The organism is Vallitalea pronyensis, from assembly GCF_018141445.1.
GTDB lineage: Bacteria > Bacillota > Clostridia > Lachnospirales > Vallitaleaceae > Vallitalea > Vallitalea pronyensis.
This window is the reverse complement of sequence record NZ_CP058649.1, coordinates 5874322-5894661: the sequence shown is the minus strand read 5'-3', so window position 1 is coordinate 5894661 and position 20340 is coordinate 5874322. Positions and strand designations below refer to the sequence as shown.

The window sequence follows — 20340 nt, the reverse complement described above, 5'->3', positions numbered from 1 at the left end:
TGGTTTCTGTACCATTAAATAATGATATGAAAAAACAAGAATTAATTACAGCATATAAAAGAATGAATCGGATAAGAAAATTTGGAGAATATGTACATGAAAGCACCACCAATAAAAGATCTATAGAAACACCTTTTGTAGGTATTATGCATATCCAAACAGGGGAAGAAGGTTATTCATGCGCTTTAATACCACAGTTAAGAGATGATGATTATTTATCAACCACCTATAGAAATCATGCCCATACCCTAGCTAGGGGCATGGATTTGAAAGGCTTAGCTGCTGAAGTTTGTGGAAGAGTAACGGGTGTGTGTAAAGGTAGAGCAGGCAACATGCATGCTGTTGACCAAAATCTCAATTTTATAGCGGGTTTTGGTATTATTGGTGCCGGTTTACCATCTACTTGTGGCACAGCCTTAGCTTCAAAAATTAAAGAAACGGATCAAATCTCTGTTGCTTTTTTTGGTGATGGTGCAATGGCTCAAGGTGCTGTCCATGAATCTCTAAACATTGCAAGTGTGTTCAAATTACCCGTTTTATTTGTTAATAACAACAATCATTATGCCATGTCCACACCTTCTAAAAATAATTTGGCTACTGAAAGTACCATCAATTATGCGAAAGGATATGCTATGAAAACCTATCATTGTGATGGCATGGATTTCTTTGAATCTTACGATGTGGCAAAAGAAGCCATTGATTATGTACGTTCTGGTTTTGGACCTTGTTTTATTGAATATGACTGTTATCGGTATGGAGGACAATTTGAAGGTGATCCTCAAGATTATAAACTTCAGGAAGAAGTGGACTACTATATGGCAAAAGACCCTCTAAAGCGCTTTAGAGAAGGCGCTATTGAGCGAGGGCTATTAACCGCTGAGGAACTGGATAGCATTGAGAAATTAGTTGATCAAGAGGTGGAAGAGGCCATGGCGTTTGCACTTAATAGTGAAAAAGTTGGACCAGAAGATATTGTCCGTGATACTTATGCAGATGTATATTAGACCGAGACCTACTAGAAATAATCAAATGAAAGGAATGGGCATGGCTGATTTGCCATGATTACAAAATTAGGAGGTAAATCTAATGGAAAGAATGATGAAAACAAAAGATGCTATCAATGAAGCAATCGCTCAGGAAATGAGACGTGATGAGACGGTTATTATATTGGGTGAAGATATAGCTGGTGGTGCAACCAATAAAGGTTTTGAAAATAAAAGTGGTCTGGGTGGAGCCTATGGTGTAACGGCAGGCCTAGTTGAAGAGTTTGGAAGAAAGAGGGTCATTGATACACCTATTTCTGAAACAGCTTTTTTAGGTATGGGCATTGGTGCTGCATTTGCTGGATTAAAGCCGATTATTGAAATCATGTATGTTGATTTTATAGGCGTGTGTTACGACCAACTGTATAATCAAGCAGCAAAAATGTTCTATTTATATGGCGGTCAGAATCCAATACCACTGGTTCTTCGTATGCCTGTTGGGGCAGGATATCAAGCAGGGGCAGAACATTCTCAAACGTTGTATTCACTTTTTGCGTCTATCCCTGGATTAAAAGTGGTTACACCTTCTAATGCTTATGATGCAAAAGGCTTAATGCTTCAGGCAATTAAAGACAAGGACCCTGTTGTTTTCTTAGAACATAAAAGAATATACATGATGGAAAGTCATGTGCCAGAAGAGATGGAAGCCATACCATTTGGAAAAGCATCTATTAAACGATCTGGAGATGACGTAACGATTATTGCCGTTCACAATATGGTCAATTATGCACTAGAAGCGGCAGAAAAGCTTCAAGAAAAGGGTATTGGCGTTGAAGTTATCGATCCAAGAACCATCAGTCCTCTTGATTTAGATACGATAATTGAATCAGTCAAGAAGACAGGTCGTGTGTTGGTTACAGATGAAGGTTATCCAAGATGTGGGCTTTCATCAGATATTGCAGCTCAAGTGACAGAACAGGCGTTTGACGCATTAAAAGCACCTGTAAAAACAGTAACGCCACCTCATGCACATATTCCATATCTAAAAGAGTTGGAAAAAATATGGGTACCTAGTGCGGATAAAATTGCAGTTGTTGCTGAAGAACTGTATAACAGTTAGAGATAATAGCATGACTTTGAAAGGAATAAAATATGAAAATATTAATTACGTCAGAATTTAGTCATGAAGGTATTCAAACGGTAGAGAACTTATTTGGAGAAGTGGTATATGACCCATGGACAACAAGAGATGATGCATATACCACGGAAGAAATTTCTAAAAAATTGCAAGACGGTCATTATGATGGCTTAATCACAGAACTGGATCAGATAACGGAGAAAGTTTTTTTAGATAATCCTGATTTGAAGTTTATAGGCGATTGTAGAGGTAATCCTGTAAACATTGACATGAAGGTAGCCAATACATTAAATATACCGGTGTTTACGACACCTGGTAGAAATGCCCAAGCTGTTGCAGAGTTACTTGTCGGTATGCTTATTGGCTTTTACCGGCATCTGCTTCCAGCAGTTGATTACGCCAAAAATCGATGGCATGATAAGGTACCCTATGCTTATTATCAATTCAGGGGAAACGAAGTTCATGGGAAGTCCATAGGGTTTGTGGGTTTTGGAGCAATTGGAAAAATTACTGCTGATATTTTAAGTAGTTTTGGCACCCATATTAAAGTTTATGACCCTTATGTGAATAACTGTACATATGAAATGGTGGAACTCCCTGAGCTATTTGAAACCTGTGATATTATATCCATTCACTTACCTGTCAATCATGAAACGAAAGGCATGATTGATAAGGGATTATTAGATTTAATGAAAGAAAATGCAGTACTAATCAATACATCAAGAGCGGCAGTTATGGATTATGCTTATATGTATGAGATTTTATCGAACAATAAGATTAAAGGAGCTATATTAGATGTGTTTGATCATGAACCTCCTGAGGCTTTAGGGAATAAGATTATTGGACTAGAGAATGTTTTGGTTACCCCGCACGTGTGTGGTGCTTCATATGAAGTAGTCAATCATCAATCGAATATCATCATTAAACAGATGATGGCACACTTTAACTAAATCAAATCAAAGGAGGACTATATGGGAAATTATGTAAGTGATTGTGAAGCGAAAAGCTTAATCGTTGAAATTGGTAAAAGGATGTATAATAAAGGGTTTGTGAGCGGCAGTGATGGTAATATTACCATTAAAGTAGATGATAATGCTGTTTGGGCAACACCCACAGGTGTTTGTAAAGGGTATATGACTGAGGATATGTTATTAAAACTTGATTTAGATGGTCATATCATTGAAAAGGGTGACTTAAATTCAACATCAGAAATAAAAATGCATTTAAGAGTTTACAAGGAAAATGCAGATATACAAGCTGTTGTACACGCACATCCTCCAATGGGTACAGCTTTTTCTGTGGCTGGTATGCCAATTGATATGCCCATGATGGCTGAAAACGTGGTTTTTCTAGGGGTTATTCCAATTGCTCCCTATGCATTGCCTGGTTCACAAGAAGTACCTGATTCCGTTGCACCATTTTGTAAGGATTACAATGGATGTTTTTTGGCAAACCACGGTACCCTAACATGGGGAGAAAATCCTTTAGAAGCCTATTATCGGCTGGAATCTCTAGAGAATTCTTGTTACATACAAACAACATTGACACAATTAAATAAAATGCAATTATTGACAGAAGAACAAGTCAATGATTTATATGATCTCAGAAAAAGAGCAGGCTTTAAACGCGGTGGTATGATGAAACGATAAATAAAAATGCCATGATGTCACCATGTATCTGTAGAATTGAGGAAAGTAGTATGAGAAAAGGATACCTAGTCATTGATGTTGGTACTGGTAATACCAAGGCAGCAATTGTTACATGTGATGGACAGATTATTTCAGAGCATGTGATGGATACTAATTACATTTATGAGGACGATATGCAATGCCATTTTTCACCGGAAGAGTTTTGGGAAGATATTCTACATGTGGTGGAGCAGTGTGTAGCAGAAGCAAAAGATATACATATTATGAGTATAACGTCTACAAGTATTCGACAAGGCATTATTTTATTAGATGAACAAGGGAAAGGCATTATTGGGCTACCCAACATTGATAACAGAGGCGCATACTTAGAGAGTAGATATGATAAAGAATACATCTATAATAAAACAGGAAAATGGGCAGCAAGATATTTCAGTGCCTTTAAGTTGGTAGCCTATCTTGAAAGTCACCCTGCCACCAGTCATCAAGTGAAAAAGATCGTCAGCATATCGGATTGGATTGGTTACAAGTTTACAGGTGTGTTAAAATATGAGCATACGCAAGCTTGTGAAACTCTTTTATATGACATGGCCACATCAACATGGTCAAAAGAACTTTGTGAGCTGTTTGATGTTGATTTTGCTTTGTTGCCAGAGCTGGTTGAAAGTGCTGCAAAACTGGGTTGTGTCTCTCGTGAGTATTCTTATTTGTTTCCGAATACAGGTGAGATTAATTATATAGTCAGTAGTGCAGACACACAAGTTGCTGCATTTGGTATTGGAGCAAATGTAGGTGATACCATCATAATAGCTGGGACAACCACCCCCATTATATCCATTACCAAGGATTTTATGGTAGATAAACAGAAACGTTGCTGGAGTAACAGGTACATCTACGAACACACCTATGTGTTAGAAGTCAATGCTGGTGTTACGGGATTAAACTATCAAAGGTTTAAACATAATTGTTTGCAAAGCTATACTTATGAAGCGTTAGAGAACAGATATGCTCACATGGATAAGCCTAAAGTTTTAGTTTGTCTATCAACACTTGATTTTGCCACTGCCAGTCCTACAAATAATGGAACCATTCAACTGGAAACACCTATTGATGCTTCACTGGATATGGTTGATTTTGCCTATGGTATCATCTTAGATATAGTGTGTGGTATCAGGCGAAACTTAGATGTGCTGGCCGATATTAATGGTATCATCGGTCCTATTATTGGCGTAGGTGGTGGTTTAAGAAGCCCTCTTATGTGCCAACTCATTGCAGACCTAACACAAAAGCCTTTGCTCATCTATGAAGGTTATGAACAAGGTTCCATTAGAGGATGTGTATTAACGTGCAATAAGTACAATAATGTTGCCTTAAATGCTAGAAAAAAATTGATGACGTATACACCCAAGAATAATAACTGGATTGAAGACTATTTTGTAAAATGGTGTGATGTAAGAGAAAAATCAAATGAAAGTACAGACAGTTAACCTAATATAAACCACATACAGTAACAAAGCATACCCCTATAAAATTTCCATCCCAGCTATGAAAGCTGGGATGTTTTTTTATACATTATTTAGATGGAATAGTTTAAGTAGAAATATATTTTTTCTATACACGATATGATATACTATAAGTATAGAATACTAGAAGATTAACAAAACATAAACAGAGCGTAATAGAGGCCGACGTATAGGAGGAATTATGAAATTAGAACTATTTGGATTTATAAACGATGTGACGAATTATATAGAGAATATTACAGAGGATTTAGAAGAAGCATCTAATGTTATTAAAATTTTTCTAAAAGACTTATTTGATTTAAGCAGTGATGGTTATTTAAATATTAATAGACGGGTAAAATCTGTACCTAGTCTAAAAGAAAAAATACTGAGGAACAATGCTTACAAGGAATTTGATTCATCAGAAGACTTTATCGCTAATCTTTCTGACTTAATTGGTATTCGGATAGAGTGCAGGTTTATTGAAGATGAAAGTAAGATATACGACGTACTAAAAAGATGCTTTAGTATGTGCCACACAGATGGCTATTATTATAACTCCCTCAATAAGAACATTCGACTTGAACTGGATGTACCACAGCCCCAACAGCAAAAAAATGGCTTTGAAATCTACCGAATAGATGGTGTATATGAAGCTGACGATCAATTGTTTAATTTTGAACTGCAGATTAAATCTCTTGTTAATGTATTTTGGGGTGAAATTGAACATAAAATAATCTATAAAAACAACAATTATACCGTTTGGGACAGTTTCTTTAAAGACATTATGGGGTCCATTAACGAAAATCTTTCCATGATTGATAAGCAATTACATATCATTGATGACCAGTTTAAACAATTAAATACCATTAACCCGTCTGTAAGAAAAGATCAGATTGAAACAACGCTGGCAAAAATGATTTATGATATTTTCTCCATAAAAATAAAGCATAGTATTGGTTTCATTGTTGATTTTAGAAAATCATGTGACACCATCATGAAATATATTTTCAGGTCCAATTATGCGGAGAACTTGGAAGACTATAACAAGACATTGGTCAAAACCTTTTCAAGGCTAAACGATATCAGTGAAAATGAAATTGATTTTACCCATGAGATCTTGTTTGAGCGGGAAATAAGATTTGAAGATGAATTCTCCCGCGTTATGGGGGACACAATCATCGGGTCCATTAACAGTGATTTTCAATGGCATATCTTTTTTAGAGTGTTATTTGAAATAGAGCTTGGGAACAATGTGGAAGATTTTGAAACATTTATTGAATTTATTAAACAGCGATTTTGCAAAAATAGAAGTTTTTCTAAGCTCCATGTGTTATTTAACGAGGATGAAGCTGGGGAAATGATTCATCGATTAATGATGACAATTGCTTACACCTTTAAGAAGATTGATGCCATTAACTATATCTATGATACGAGTATAGAGGAAATCAACCATGCACTGGACTATATCGTTGGGCAAATATGTAAAAATATTCAAACATATGAAGAATGGCTTATCTATCAAGATATCTACATCAAGTATTTTGAAGTGAAAATCTTATCCATATTTGAACATAAAATTGAAATAGCAAAAGTAAAGGCATTTCTAGAAAAAGCAAAGCAAGCATCTAACATCGTTGAAATTAGTGAAGATATTCTAGGGTATACCCATGGTTTAGAGTCCCTATCTTTGATAGAAGCGGATCAGGCTTTAAAACTTTTTAAACTATAAGGTGCAAAGCCTAGCTAACGGAGGATATAACATGGGAGTAAGGTGTAACGTATAAAATCCTTCCATTACTATAAGGAGTAGAATCGATGCTATATATAGATACCTTTCAGTTTCCAACTGCTGACCAAGAATTTGACTTTTTATTACAGATAAAAAGAAAATGTTATGATTCTTTTTACCCTTTTAAAGTATTGTCTCTCACAGAATTCGAAAAAATCGAATGTGAGCCTATTACAATTTTGTACGGAGGTAATGGGTGTGGTAAGACAACGGCTCTCAATGTGATTGCAGAAAAAGCAAAGGTATGCAGAGAATCCATTTATAATAGGACCAACTTCTTTGAAGATTATGTGGGTCTATGCAAGATGGAATCCGTGACAGGCATTCCCGAAAAAAGCAGCATCATGACAAGTGATGATGTCTTTGACTACATGTTGAATGTGAGAAACCTAAATGAAGGCATTCATTCAAAAAGAGAAGATTTGTTTGATGAATATTTAAATGCCAAGTATGCAAGATTTCAATTCAAGTCCCTTAAAGACTACGATGAACTAAAAAAAGTGAATGAAGCCAGAAGCAATACACAATCCAACTATGTGAATAGGAACCTGATAGACAATGTCCGGGAACTGTCCAATGGCGAAAGTGCTTATATGTATTTTACGGAAAAGATTGAAGAAAATAAACTGTATCTATTAGATGAGCCAGAAAATAGTTTATCACCTAAGCGCCAATTGGAGCTGGTGAAATTTATTGAGGACTCTGCCAGGTTTTTTGGGTGCCAATTCATTATTTCAACCCATTCACCGTTTATTTTAGCCATAAAGGGCGCTAAAATATACGATATGGATGCCTCACCAGTGGCTGTTCGTAAATGGACAGAGCTTAAAAATGTAAGGCTATTCTATGATTTTTTTAAACAACATGAGAAAGCATTTCTGAAAGGGCAAGATGCTTAAAGAGGTGAACTAACGCATTTTAATTAACAACTATCATCTTCTATAGATGCTATAAATGACCATTGTATGTACATCTGTTGCAGGAATAATATAAGACATCATTAGTAAAGTGAAAAAGCGTAATGCTCATAGCTTTTAAAATAAAAGAAGGTGATCAGATGAAGTATATGGTCTTGTTCGTAATTTTGTTAATCATGTTTATATTAAGACCTTGTAATACCTATGCCTGTACCAGTTTTGCCGTGTATATAGACGACCCGATATATGCAATGAATTTTGATTATGTTCCAAGAGACATTCGGCTAATGGTACAAGAGAAAAATGATACTCATATTTTTTCCATGCACTTTGTAGAAGGTGACTTCAACCCTTATATTACAGGGATGAATGATCAAGGACTTTATATCGGCTTGCAGATGCAGTATCCTACAGAAGAAGGGAAAAGTGAAAAAAATGAAGACGAATTATTCATTGTAGAAATGGGTCACTATGTGTATGAATTAACCAATGTGGATGAAACGCTTCAACGACTTAAAGATAAAAGACTTATTCATCGGCCTGGTTTTACCGTCCATGGGTTAATAGCCGACCCTTTAGGAAATGCAGTTATTGCGGAAGCAGGCCATGAAACAAATGAATACCAGTCCATCAGCGAAGATTTCATCATTATGAGCAATTTTAAACATACTGATTTTCTAAATACTCCTAACGATGAAATAAATGGCGTTGGGGCAGATCGATACAAAAAAGCATATACTTACATCCAAGATCATCAACATGGATTTGATATATATCATGCATTTGAAGGTTTGGAGATGACGGCACAATATGGTGTTTCACCTACTTTATGTTCCATGGTATTTGTACCAAATGAAAAGTGTGTTTACATTGCACTTGAAAGAAACTTTGATGCAATATGGAAAGTTTCTATTGAGGATAAAACCATAGCAACCTATGAAGGTTTTCAGCAAAATATGACATTCCACATACCTTCAGATGGTGTTGTGTCATCAGACTTAATCAATGGTAACTTTGAAAAATATACCCCTTATAACGAAGAAGAAGGTGCTATTACTGTTGATCGTTATGTGGATAATGGTCATGAAAAACAACATGATAACCATACAGAAATTAAGGCCAATGCAACAGAAAAAAAGAAGAATAGCTACACGCCAGCTATCATTATGGGTTTATGTGTAATAGTCATATGCCTTATTTGGTTCATTCTTAAAAGGAAAAAGCAATAAGTAATACGCCGGTATAGGATTATATACGTTATAGATTGAATAAATAAATATCAACATACATTTGACAAAATCCACATTTAGTGTTAAGCTAAAAAAAATTAAACATATAAGCGATGAAGAGAAGGAGTAAATCTACGTGATTGTCCAGAGAGAAGATGGTTGGTGCGAATCTTCACAATCTGTATTTTGAAGCAGTCTCAGAGCTTTGAACCGAAATAATAGTAGGCTTCAACGGAGATCCACCGTTATCAGAGGATAGAGTATCGGTAGAGTTACCTGTACTTAATGAGAGCAGAGATATTCTCTGAATTTAGGTGGTACCACGGATTAATCATTCGCCCTAAGCTATTATAGCTTAGGGCTTTTTTATTGGATAGGAAAGTTCTCCTATCCAATAAAAAAAGAATTGAATTTATGCGCAGATATTTCTCGTGAACGAGAAAATCTTGATGCGCAGTACAAAAATAACTTCTGAAAATGCAAGTCACGGCTAAAATAAAGTGTGACGAAGTCACTTTTGTACTTACAAATTTAAGAAAGGAAGAGGAAAATGACAGCAAATGAATTAAGAAAAATCTATCTAGCATATTACCAAGAAAGGAGACATAAAGTTGTTGCGGCAGCATCTTTAGTACCTGAAAATGATGCAAGTGTATTATATACCACTGCTGGCATGCAGCCTCTGATTCCTTATCTGTTAGGGCAAGAACACCCTATGGGCAAACGTCTTGTTAATGTGCAACGATGTGTAAGAACAGGGGACATTGAAGAAGTAGGTGATGACTATCATTTAACTGTTTTTGAAATGCTTGGGAACTGGTCTTTAGGTGATTATTTTAAAAAAGAAGCCATCACCATGAGTTTTGAATTTCTTACAGACCAGCTGGGTATACCCCTTTCAAAACTTGCAGTTACTGTTCATAAAGGTAATGATCAGGTGCCACAAGATGTAGAAGCAGTGGATACGTGGTTAGCGTTAGGGTTAAAACAGGAACAGATTTACTATTATGGTGATGAGGAAAATTGGTGGAGCCCAGCAGGAGAATCAGGACCATGTGGTCCAGATTCAGAGATGTTTTATGTGAATGACGTCTCAGATTGTAGTGAAACGTGCGGACCTGCTTGTAGCTGTGGTAAATATGTGGAGCTGGGGAATAATGTATTTATGACATACCATAAAGATAAAGATGGTCATCTAACAGAACTTGACCAGAAAAACATTGATGTGGGACTAGGCTTTGAAAGGCTGCTCATCTTAGCAAATAATCTTGAAAATGTTTATGAAACGGACCTGTTTCTACCCATCATTCATAAGCTAGAAGCATTAAGTGGCATCCCATATAATAAGGAATACGAGAAAAGCTTCCGTGTGATCTGTGAACACATTCGAGCAGCTGTCTTTATTTTAGCTGATCCTGCTAAAATTGTACCATCAAATTCGGAGCAAGGCTATACGCTTAGAAGATTAATACGGCGGACCATACGCATGATTCATACAGTAGGCATAGATGAAAATATGTTACTTGATTTGGCAATAGAAGTAATAGAGATATACAAGGAAGCTTATCCAGAAGTTGAGAAATGTAAAGAAAGAATACTCGACCAGCTAGAAAAAGAATATGATAAGTTCAATAATGCCCTTCAAGGCGGCATGAAAATGGCAAACAAATACTTTGGTAAATTGGAAAAAGGTGAGTGTTTAAGTGGTGAGCAAGCATTTAGATTATATGATACCTATGGATTCCCTATTGAGTTTACATTAGAACTTGCAGAAGAAAAAGGAATAGTAGTGGATGTTAAAGGGTTTACGGTTAAGGTTGAAGAACATCAAAAGCAATCCAGGTCTGGTGCAGCAGGTAAATTTAAAGGTGGCTTGGCAGAAAATAATGTAAATAGTGTCAAACTGCACACAGCGACCCATTTACTTAACAGTGGATTACGTCAAGTACTAGGTGACGAAGTTTTTCAATGTGGCAGTCATATCAATGCTGAACGACTTAGATTTGATTTTTCTTTTCATAGAAAAATGACAAGTGATGAGATTAAAGATGTAGAAACTTATGTCAATCAAGCTATACAAGCCCATATGGATGTGACGTGTATGGAAATGACCTTAGAAGAAGCAAAAGCAAGTGGGGCAATAGGTATATTCCATTCAAAATATGGTGATACAGTTAAGGTCTATGAGATACCTGGATACTCACTGGAGATTTGTGGAGGACCCCATGTTGCTAATACCTCAGAACTTGGCTATTTTAAAATTATCAAGGAGCAAAGTTCGTCATCGGGTATTAGAAGAATTAAAGCCATTGTTGATAACTTAGATCTTAAAAAATAGACATAGTTCTATGTATCATTAGATTATGAAACATAAAGACAATATTAACGAAGTAAAAATTGTATGGACGACTAATGAAGTAGTATTTGACACGAAGATAGGGTTATGATATGATGCGAATTATTATGTATGCTATCCCAAGTAAGCTTTATCTATAGGAGGCTACGAATCTCCAAACTTTCAAGATTCCATTTGATGAGATTTCAGATATGTTGATAGACCTATAAAACAGGATTGGAACGAAAGGACAGAATAACATGCATCAAAACATAACAAAATATGTGAACTTAGAGGATATAAAAATAGCGTATCGCGAATATGGAACGGGAAAACCCCTTATTTTACTACATGGGAATTCTCAATCAAAGGTTATCTTTGAGCAACATCAAGTAAGGCATTTTCAGGATTTTCATACCTATGCCATAGATAGCCGTGGTCACGGTGAAAGCATATCTAATGATACGTATTATGCCATTGAACAGTATTGTGATGATGTGATTAGGTTTTGCGAATCCCTAAAAATGAAAGAAGCTTATGTTATGGGGTACAGTGATGGGGCAAATATTGCACTATACCTAGCAAAAAAAAGACCGGATATTTTTGTTAAACTGCTATTAGTATCGCCAAATTACCTAGCTAATGCCACCAAGAGCGTGGAGTTGAAATTAACCAAGGGAACATATCATCTACTAAGATTACTACAGCGTATAGGGTTTTCTGTAAAAAATACTATGATGAGATTTGAATTGATGATTAAGGATATAGGTATAAAAGAAGAAGAACTCAGCAACATCAAGACAAACGTTAGAATTATATATGCGGAAAAAGATATGTTTTACGAAGAACACTTTCAACAGATCCATGACTTGATACCACAATCTTCATTACAATGTATTGCTAATAGTACCCATAAGTCCGTGATAAATAGTAAGGAAATGCTAGAAGATGCTAAAAACTTTTTTGCTTAAAGGAAAGTTCATATATCCAGTAAAAAATGACCGAAGAATGATTCTTTCGGTCATTTTTATAATTGTTATATTTCTATGGCGTGTATTGATTATGACGAAAACGCCATATGCTCCACGCCGTTATCTCTAAAATATTGAAGGCATAAGGCTTTGTCCCCATCAGACATGACTGAAAATTCCTTTTGCTTTATACCCACCTGATGTCCTTTTGATAAGCCAATATTATGATAGGCCATCAGTTCAGCCTTCTCGATAGAAGGATACTTCTTTAAGAGAGCTATAATAGCATCATAGTGATCGTGGTCATCATTCACTGAGGGAATGATAGGACATCTCAAAATCACACGGTTACCATGACGTATAATGCTGTCCAAATGTCGCAATATAACGCTAGTGTCAACACCTGTGCATGCAACAGCCCGTTCGTCATTGGATACCTTATAGTCAAATAGGAATAAATCTGTATACGGAAGAATCTCTTCAAGCTGTTTATCACTTCCATAACCGCTGGTTTCGACACACGTATGGATACCTAATGATTGACACTGAATCAATAGCTCCCTTGTGAATGAGCTTTGCAGGAGAGGTTCGCCACCAGAAATGGTAACGCCCCCTCCTGAATGTTCATAAAATGGTATATCTTTTTTTACAATGGCTATCACATCGTCTACGGTCATGTATTTTCCCGTGATAGACAAAGCCTTTGTGGGACAAGCTTCTACACATCGGCCGCAGCTGGTACATGCATCATAATTCACATGGTGTCTACCATCCTGGAAAACATGGACACCATCGTTGCATACGGCAGCGCAGCTTTGACAGTTAATGCATTTCTTCTCCATGAATCGCAGCTGAGGTTTCATGGATTGAGATTCTGGGTTGTGACACCACTGGCACCTTAGGGGACAGCCTTTTAAGAAAACAGTGGTTCGAATACCAGGACCATCATGTATAGAACATTTTTGTATATCAAATACAATACCTTTCATGGACATCACCTAATAAGCCGTTCTCATTAAAATGTCTTTTTGTGTACCCTCATCAAGATGAATGAACTTAGAGGAAAAACCGCCAACCCGAACCATCAGGTTTTCATATTTCTCTGGGTGAATCATGGCATCTTCCAAATCCTTTTGGTTAACCACTGAAATATTGGTTTGCTGACCACCTAAACGAAAGAAGGTTTTCAGCAAGGCGTTCGTTTTTTCCCGGTTATCATTAAAAAGTGTTGTGGTGAACTTCAAATTATGTGTAGCACCTGCATGAATGGCTGTATCTAACTTGGTCATGGAATTCATTAAGGATGTAATACCTTCCACATCACGACCAGCGTATGCGCCATTTCCATTGGATAACATAGCCTCTTTGTGACGTCCATCAGGTGTAGCACCTGTTCGCTTACCAAGTAAGATATTCATGTTGTTGTTAATCATGACAACCAGGAGTGAATCTAAACGTGTCTTTTCTCTTTGATTTCTTATGCTGTTACAAACATGCTCATGGACCACCACCGCTACATCATCTGCGCCGGTATAGTCGTTGCCGAATTTTTGAGCATTGATTAAGAGCTTTTTCTGGTCTTCATAACCTTCAAAATCAGCACGTAACATGGTCACTAACTGGGTTAAGGTGAAACTTTGTTTTTCATAGACCACTTCTTTAATGGCTGCTAAACTATCGGATGTGGTGATGTTACCATAGGTTTCAATGGTTCCACCCAAATGATAGATACCCCCATCAAATAATGCTTTTCCACGGTTAATACAATCATCATATAGTAGACTGACAAATAAGAAGGAAGTTTCCTCGTTAAGCTTGTCATAAACTAATTCTTTGAATTGGCCACTTTGATCAATGAAAAAATCCAATTGTTGCTTATAACGATGGACCAATTCATCAAAAGTCATATCATCGGTTATCTCACCAAGCTGCAAGCCCATTAACTGCTTGGTTACTGGGTCAATCCCATTATTTAAGGTTAATTCCAAAGCTTTTGGCATGTTAATTAAAATGTTAGGCGTGCCGATACTTTTATTGGCAAGCATATACTCCCCGCATCCAAAGAAACTGTATTGCTCAGCAACTTCTTTGGGTACATCCATGGCGTTCATGGTGGATGACACATTCACATCATCATTATAGAGAATAGGGAATGTAATCCCTTTTCCTAATAGCTCTAATGCACGGTCAAATAAACGTTCATCAAGACCTTCATAGTAGCGTAAGCTTACTTGAGGTAAGTATACAGGACGAATATCAATGGCATCCATGACCACAAGGGCATATTCATCGGCATTCTTGATGGAGCTTCTGCCTTTACCACCAATTAATGCACGACAATCACGTATAAGATTTTCGCCAAAAAGTCTAAATAAAGATATGGTGTAGGATACAGCTTCATCTCTTGTTATGGTTTTATTCTTAATATCGTTTGCATAGAAGTCACCTAAGTATGTATCAATACGTCCTAACTCAGTAGAACCTGTACAGATAGCATAGATGTTGACTAACTGCATGGCTTGATGAAGGGTTTCTGGTTTGTTATCACGAACATGTGTCAAAGAATCTAGTATCTGATTTAATTCTTGTAAACGTTTTTCATCTTTTGTCATGGTAATCAATGATTTGATTTCCTGCATATAAGTATCCATGACATGTTTTACTATATCAATGATGCCAATCAAGGATTCATAGAAGATGACAGCATCTTTATCGGTGGTTTCTTCTATTTTTGTCTCAATCAAGTTAACCAAACCGTTCAAACCATAAGTCAATAATTTATGATAATCTAAGTTTGTACCTGCAATGCGATATAATGGATAAGCAACACCGATTTCCTCGGCATATTGGTCACCAGTCATTGCAAAATCCATTTCCTTCGTAAAAGCCCCTCTAATTTTCGTCACCGTATTTTCATGTTCCCAAAAATCAATAGCGTCTTTTACCTCTTGAATATACTGGGCATCCATGTCTGTATTGCCTTCCAATTCTTCTAACATGGACTTACAATAGAGCATATCGGCACAATATCCTGTTTTATCATAGCCATCCCGTATATAACCTAACATAATGGGATAGAAACCTACTGCGGTAGTAGCAAATCGACCTGCAAACAAATCATGTTCCTGAGTTGGACGCAGGGTGTATGGTATCTGGGTTTTTAAACATTCAAGCTCACGTACAGCTTTATGTTCCTGTTGATATTGTTGATATGTTTTGGTGATATGAAGTTCGCCTTCAAACAATCTATGCTTTTCAAACATGGTTTTCACTCCTTATAGCATGCACTATCCACCTTGAAATGAAGAGAAGATACGCATGGATTAATTGTATCTTCATTATCATCTATTTCAGGAGTAATTTCCAATGTTATCTTGATAAAACATGAACTATATTGATATGGAAAAAATTATGTTATGATTTTTTCTATAATGACTTGGCGTCATACCATATTTTATTTTAAAGAGCCGATTAAAATAGGAAGGGTTTGTAAAACCACAGTCATAGATAATATCAATGATACTATGTTGAGTTGTCATCAATTCATTTGCTGCCTTTGCCAGTCGTAATTCATTGATGAACTCAGAGGGTTTCATATGATAGTGTTTTTTCATCTCTCTGGTAATATGCTCTTGAGATTTCCCGCATAGGGTTATAAATTTGGGTAACCCTTCAATATAATAATGATGGGTTCTTGTTAAATCACAGGCTTTCTTTAACCATGGAGGGATGCATTGGTTAGCCAGTGATGATATGTCTAAATAGATATCACTTAATAAACTTTCAAAGATATATTTTTTGTTGAGTGTGGAAGGCGTATAGCCTAGGAGCGTATCACTTTTTTGAATAAAGTTTTCTATGGCTTGTTTTTTTAAGGTCAAGGGACTGGCGTACAGTGGGTCCATTGATAATGAGTGGGTTTTGATGATACAGTCAAAATAAGATTTATCAATAGCAATATTCCTAAGAATATTTTTACCCTTCCCTTTACCCATAAAATAATGGCGATCCCTAGGAGAAATAAAATGAAAATCTCCATAACCCAATAGCTTTTTTTGTTGGTTAATGTATTCCACGTATTCACCTTCCAGCACAACAAAAAGCTCGTAAAAATTATGTTGATGTATACCTGTACTATGGTCTTTATCCAATGTCATATCTGCTACATATACACCAGAATTATCCTTAACAAACGCATCAATCGTCAGTTCAACAGCCATTGTGTTACCTCCGTCTTATTTGGGATTAGGTATGTACCTTCCGCCTCTGCATTGCTTAAGATAATTCAGAGCATGGACTTGTCCCGTCATCTCCCAGTCATCTCGATATACAGGGTCATGCCAACCTTCAATATCAATTGTTCCCTTATAGTGATGCTGTCTTAAAATACTAATAATAGTCGTCCAGTTGGTATCCCCGAATCCAGGGGTGCGGTCCCATGCAAACTTATGGGGTCCGTTTATACCATGTTTTTTAATGATATCCCAATCAACTGTAGCATCTTTACCATGTAGGTGAAAAATCTTAGGAAGCCACGTCTTTAATTGGGCTATAGGATCAATAAGCTTAACCATTTGATGGCAGGGTTCCCATTGTAGCCCCACATGTTCGTAAGGAAGGGCTTCAAATATAAGTTCCCAAGCATCAGGGGTATGTGCAATGTTATGGTTTCCTCTTTCCCAATTACCGCCCATTTCACAATTTTCAAAAGCTAATCGAACGTTTTTATCTTTAGCGAGGCTGGCAAGAGGATCAAATACCTCTTTAAATAGAGGGATACACCCATCAATGGTCTCATCTTCTATCCGTCCTGTAAAGCCTGCCACAATGTCTGTACCAAAATGATGGGCATGTTCTATAAGCATTTCCCAGCTTCTAATGGCTTGTTGTCTTAGTCCTATATCACGTGACAATGGGTTGCTATAGACACATACTGAAGAGATAACAGCATCTGTATCTTGTAAGATACCCTTAAGTTGTGTTGCCATTTCCTTTAAATCAACGTTTTCTTCAATATGTGAAAAGGTTAAACTGTAACTTTCAAATCCGTACTGCTTAATCTGAGGAATGATACGTAGAGCATCAAAACCATTTACGAGTGTGCCAATTCTTATGTTTTCCATCCTGTTCTCCTTTATGCTTAATCTTGTTCTAAAATACAAGATATCATATTTTGATATGTTGTCAAGTGGCAACATTAATAGCTTTTGTAAAGTTGGAAGTTAGTAAGGAATTAAAGGTATAGATGTATATTTTTATTTTATCTAGATGGATACAGTTGTTTAATAGTATATAGTCTGATAAAATCGTATATAAAGATACGAAAAGGTTAATTGGTGTCTATAAGGAGTTAAAAGTAATTTTCTAATTTAAAGGTGGTAAAGATGCGTCTAAAGAATAATAGTATTGTTATAAATATCATAAATACTTTCGTAAGTAACCAATCTGAAAACTTATATGATGATCCAATTGTTGGTTTTTCTGAAGGTAATGACCCATTATATTTATTTCTAAAACAGGATATTGGTGATTTTTACTGGACGCCATTAGAAGCATATAATCATGAATACTCGTCAACAACGCATACGCAATTGAGTGTCATAAGTTTTGTATTTCCACAAACTAAGAAGACCAAATCATCTAATTTAAAAGAAGACCGTTATCCAAGCTATGAATGGTCAGCAAATAGATTAGAAGGTCAAAACTTTATTAATAATCTCATGAAATATTTAGTGAAAGAGCTAAATATGTTAGGTTATCATGCCATGTCGCCCACTTTACATGAAAACTTCAGAAATATGCAATCAAAGAACTATGGTTATGCCTCGAATTGGTCAGAGAGACATACAGCCTTTATATCTGGATTAGGTACATTTGGATTGAGCGATGGTTTAATTACAAGCGTTGGTAAAGCTCACAGATGTGGGTCAGTCATTGTAAATATGGATTTGATGCCAACTAAAAGAAAGTATGCATCACATGTAGATTATTGCCTATTCTATAATAATGGGACATGTGATGCATGCATAAAAAGATGTCCAGCCAATGCTATTTCAAAAAATGGACATGATAAAATATTATGTAGAACATATCAGCGAGATATCATAAGACCGTATAGTAATAGTAAGCATAACTTAAACACTTCAAGCTGTGGATTATGTCAAGTGGGTGTTCCATGTGAATCTGGAATACCAATCAAGAACTCTTAATATAATCATTACACTATAATCAACCACTAAATATGCCAATAGGTTGGTTTTATTAAATGAGTAATTTTTCTTTAGTATAAAATCAGATTAACATCATGGAGGAATGAATATGGATTGGCTAGATGGATTTCATCAAGCAATACAATACATTGAAGACAATCTGGAAAACCACATGGATCAAAAAAAGCTTTCTCAAAAGGCCAATTGCTCCCTATTCCATTTTAATCGTGTTTTCTCATATGTTGCTGGCATACCACTATCCCAGTATATTCGCAATCGAAAAATGACCCGTGCTGGTTTTGATTTGCAAACCACGGATGAAAAAATTATGGATATTGGGCTAAAATATGGTTATGATTCTCCAACGGCATTTAACCGAGCCTTCAAAGGCGTTCATGGTATGGCTCCTAGTAAAGCCCGAAAAAAAGGGGTTCAGCTAGCCGCATTTCCACCTATTCGTTTGACCATGCATATCAAAGGAAATCAAAAGCTAAACTATAGAATAGAAACAAAAAAAGCTTTTAAAATCGTCGGTGTTCGTCAGCATTATAAGATGGATATTGAAAAGAATTTTGCTGAGGTGCCAAAATTTTGGAGAAGAACGGCCATTAAGGGGACAATACCCAAGATTCTTAAGCTAAATAATGACGACCCCAAAGGACTATTAGGGGTTAGTACGTGTATGAATGGTAAAGATTTTGACTATTATATTGCCGCAGCTACGACTCTTGAGACACCTAAAAAGTTCAATGCATATACCATACCTGAAGGTACATGGGCAATTTTTGAATGTAAAGGACCACTGCCAACAGCCATACAAGAACTGCAAAATCGGATTGTAACGGAATGGTTACCCACGTCTGGCTATGCGTATGCAGATGCACCGGATATCGAAGTTTATTTTGAAGGAAATCAGCAAAGTGCTGATTATCGATGTGACGTTTGGCTGCCCGTTGTACAAAGGTAAGCGTAATCCTGCCTCTCTTTTTTTGCTCTTAAAAAGAGAGGCAGTTATGTGGATAGAATGATACCATAAGGAGATAATAACAGGTTATCGTATTCATGCATAGTAAATGGAGGTCGTTACATGAGTAAACAAGATGATTTAATGGTGGATTTTTTAGATACAGTAGACAAGCAATACAAAGATTTTGTTCAACAGGTCCATGAGTTTTTGCTTCAAAATAGGTGTAGATACAACATTAAATCTGCAAAAAGTGGCTATACGGCATCCTACGTTAATCAGCAAAATAAAAGGACCATAGCCACATTTATTACAAGAAAGTCAGGCATGAAACTTAGACTTTTTCCAGAGCATATTTTACAATACCAAGCATGCCTTAATACATTACCAGACAATATGAAAAAAGATATTAAAAAGGCATCCGTATGTAAGCGGTTAGTTGACCCCAATGCTTGTAACCCTCGTTGTATAAAAGGTTATGAATTTATGATGGATAATGAGGTCTACCAAAAATGCCGTTATTCTGCTTTTCAACACGCTATATGTGATGAAAATAATGGGTTTATGATGACTTTACTTGAGAAAGAAATAGAAGCCAGCAAATGTGCTTAAAACTCGCACATGTCAATTAATGCACTATTTAGGGAGTTGTAA

General features: G+C 36.2%; 17 protein-coding genes and 1 other annotated feature. Of the genes, 13 read left to right on the top strand and 4 right to left on the bottom strand.

Annotation, left to right across the window (positions count from 1 at the left end; all coding sequences use genetic code 11):
- Positions 1 to 26 precede the first annotated feature (26 nt).
- The 10 genes from HZI73_RS24625 (at position 27) to HZI73_RS24580 (ending at position 12513) form a co-directional block, all read left to right on the top strand.
- Entirely contained in the window at positions 27 to 1004 is a 978-nt protein-coding gene (locus HZI73_RS24625) for a thiamine pyrophosphate-dependent dehydrogenase E1 component subunit alpha (RefSeq protein ID WP_212695984.1), read from the top strand.
- Positions 1005 to 1086: 82 nt separating this feature from the next.
- Positions 1087 to 2103 (top strand): alpha-ketoacid dehydrogenase subunit beta, encoded by a 1017-nt coding sequence (locus HZI73_RS24620; RefSeq protein WP_212695983.1) that lies wholly within the window; start codon positions 1087 to 1089, stop codon positions 2101 to 2103.
- 32 nt (positions 2104 to 2135) lie between these two features.
- Positions 2136 to 3071, top strand: coding sequence for an NAD(P)-dependent oxidoreductase (locus HZI73_RS24615; RefSeq protein ID WP_212695982.1), 936 nt, complete (start codon positions 2136 to 2138; stop codon positions 3069 to 3071).
- A 21-nt stretch (positions 3072 to 3092) separates the two neighbouring features.
- On the top strand, positions 3093 to 3770 hold the full coding sequence (locus tag HZI73_RS24610; RefSeq protein WP_212695981.1) for a class II aldolase/adducin family protein: 678 nt from the start codon (positions 3093 to 3095) through the stop codon (positions 3768 to 3770).
- A 50-nt stretch (positions 3771 to 3820) separates the two neighbouring features.
- Complete coding sequence (locus HZI73_RS24605) at positions 3821 to 5254, top strand: FGGY family carbohydrate kinase (protein WP_212695980.1); 1434 nt, start codon at positions 3821 to 3823, stop codon at positions 5252 to 5254.
- 217 nt (positions 5255 to 5471) lie between these two features.
- Positions 5472 to 7001 (top strand): GTP pyrophosphokinase, encoded by a 1530-nt coding sequence (locus HZI73_RS24600; RefSeq protein WP_212695979.1) that lies wholly within the window; start codon positions 5472 to 5474, stop codon positions 6999 to 7001.
- Between the two features lie 86 nt (positions 7002 to 7087).
- A complete protein-coding gene (locus HZI73_RS24595; protein ID WP_212695978.1) occupies positions 7088 to 7960 on the top strand; it encodes an AAA family ATPase in 873 nt (290 codons plus the stop codon).
- 194 nt (positions 7961 to 8154) lie between these two features.
- A complete protein-coding gene (locus HZI73_RS24590; protein ID WP_212695977.1) occupies positions 8155 to 9207 on the top strand; it encodes a carcinine hydrolase/isopenicillin-N N-acyltransferase family protein in 1053 nt (350 codons plus the stop codon).
- A 104-nt stretch (positions 9208 to 9311) separates the two neighbouring features.
- Positions 9312 to 9553 (top strand) — a binding site (T-box leader).
- Between the two features lie 204 nt (positions 9554 to 9757).
- The gene (locus HZI73_RS24585; protein ID WP_212695976.1) at positions 9758 to 11545 is read left to right on the top strand and encodes an alanine--tRNA ligase; all 1788 of its coding nucleotides are present in this window, start codon (positions 9758 to 9760) and stop codon (positions 11543 to 11545) included.
- A gap of 257 nt (positions 11546 to 11802) precedes the next feature.
- On the top strand, positions 11803 to 12513 hold the full coding sequence (locus HZI73_RS24580; protein ID WP_212695975.1) for an alpha/beta fold hydrolase: 711 nt from the start codon (positions 11803 to 11805) through the stop codon (positions 12511 to 12513).
- Between the two features lie 89 nt (positions 12514 to 12602).
- On the opposite strand, the gene HZI73_RS24575 is transcribed toward HZI73_RS24580, so the two are convergent.
- The 4 genes from HZI73_RS24575 to HZI73_RS24560 all read right to left on the bottom strand — a co-directional run bounded on the left by HZI73_RS24575 (position 12603) and on the right by HZI73_RS24560 (position 17636).
- Entirely contained in the window at positions 12603 to 13502 is a 900-nt protein-coding gene (locus HZI73_RS24575; RefSeq protein ID WP_212695974.1) for a glycyl-radical enzyme activating protein, read from the bottom strand.
- 9 nt (positions 13503 to 13511) lie between these two features.
- The gene (locus HZI73_RS24570; protein WP_212695973.1) at positions 13512 to 15776 is read right to left on the bottom strand and encodes a pyruvate formate lyase family protein; all 2265 of its coding nucleotides are present in this window, start codon (positions 15774 to 15776) and stop codon (positions 13512 to 13514) included.
- A gap of 126 nt (positions 15777 to 15902) precedes the next feature.
- The gene (locus tag HZI73_RS24565) at positions 15903 to 16733 is read right to left on the bottom strand and encodes a helix-turn-helix domain-containing protein (RefSeq protein ID WP_212695972.1); all 831 of its coding nucleotides are present in this window, start codon (positions 16731 to 16733) and stop codon (positions 15903 to 15905) included.
- 15 nt (positions 16734 to 16748) lie between these two features.
- Entirely contained in the window at positions 16749 to 17636 is an 888-nt protein-coding gene (locus tag HZI73_RS24560; RefSeq protein WP_212695971.1) for a sugar phosphate isomerase/epimerase family protein, read from the bottom strand.
- Positions 17637 to 17897: 261 nt separating this feature from the next.
- Between HZI73_RS24560 and HZI73_RS24555 the strand changes: the two genes are divergently transcribed.
- The 3 genes from HZI73_RS24555 to HZI73_RS24545 all read left to right on the top strand — a co-directional run bounded on the left by HZI73_RS24555 (position 17898) and on the right by HZI73_RS24545 (position 20298).
- Positions 17898 to 18722, top strand: a complete 825-nt coding sequence (locus HZI73_RS24555) for an epoxyqueuosine reductase (protein ID WP_212695970.1) — start codon at positions 17898 to 17900, stop codon at positions 18720 to 18722.
- Positions 18723 to 18831: 109 nt separating this feature from the next.
- A complete protein-coding gene (locus HZI73_RS24550) occupies positions 18832 to 19689 on the top strand; it encodes an AraC family transcriptional regulator (RefSeq protein ID WP_212695969.1) in 858 nt (285 codons plus the stop codon).
- Between the two features lie 120 nt (positions 19690 to 19809).
- Positions 19810 to 20298, top strand: a complete 489-nt coding sequence (locus HZI73_RS24545; RefSeq protein ID WP_246552271.1) for a hypothetical protein — start codon at positions 19810 to 19812, stop codon at positions 20296 to 20298.
- Positions 20299 to 20340: the final 42 nt, after the last annotated feature.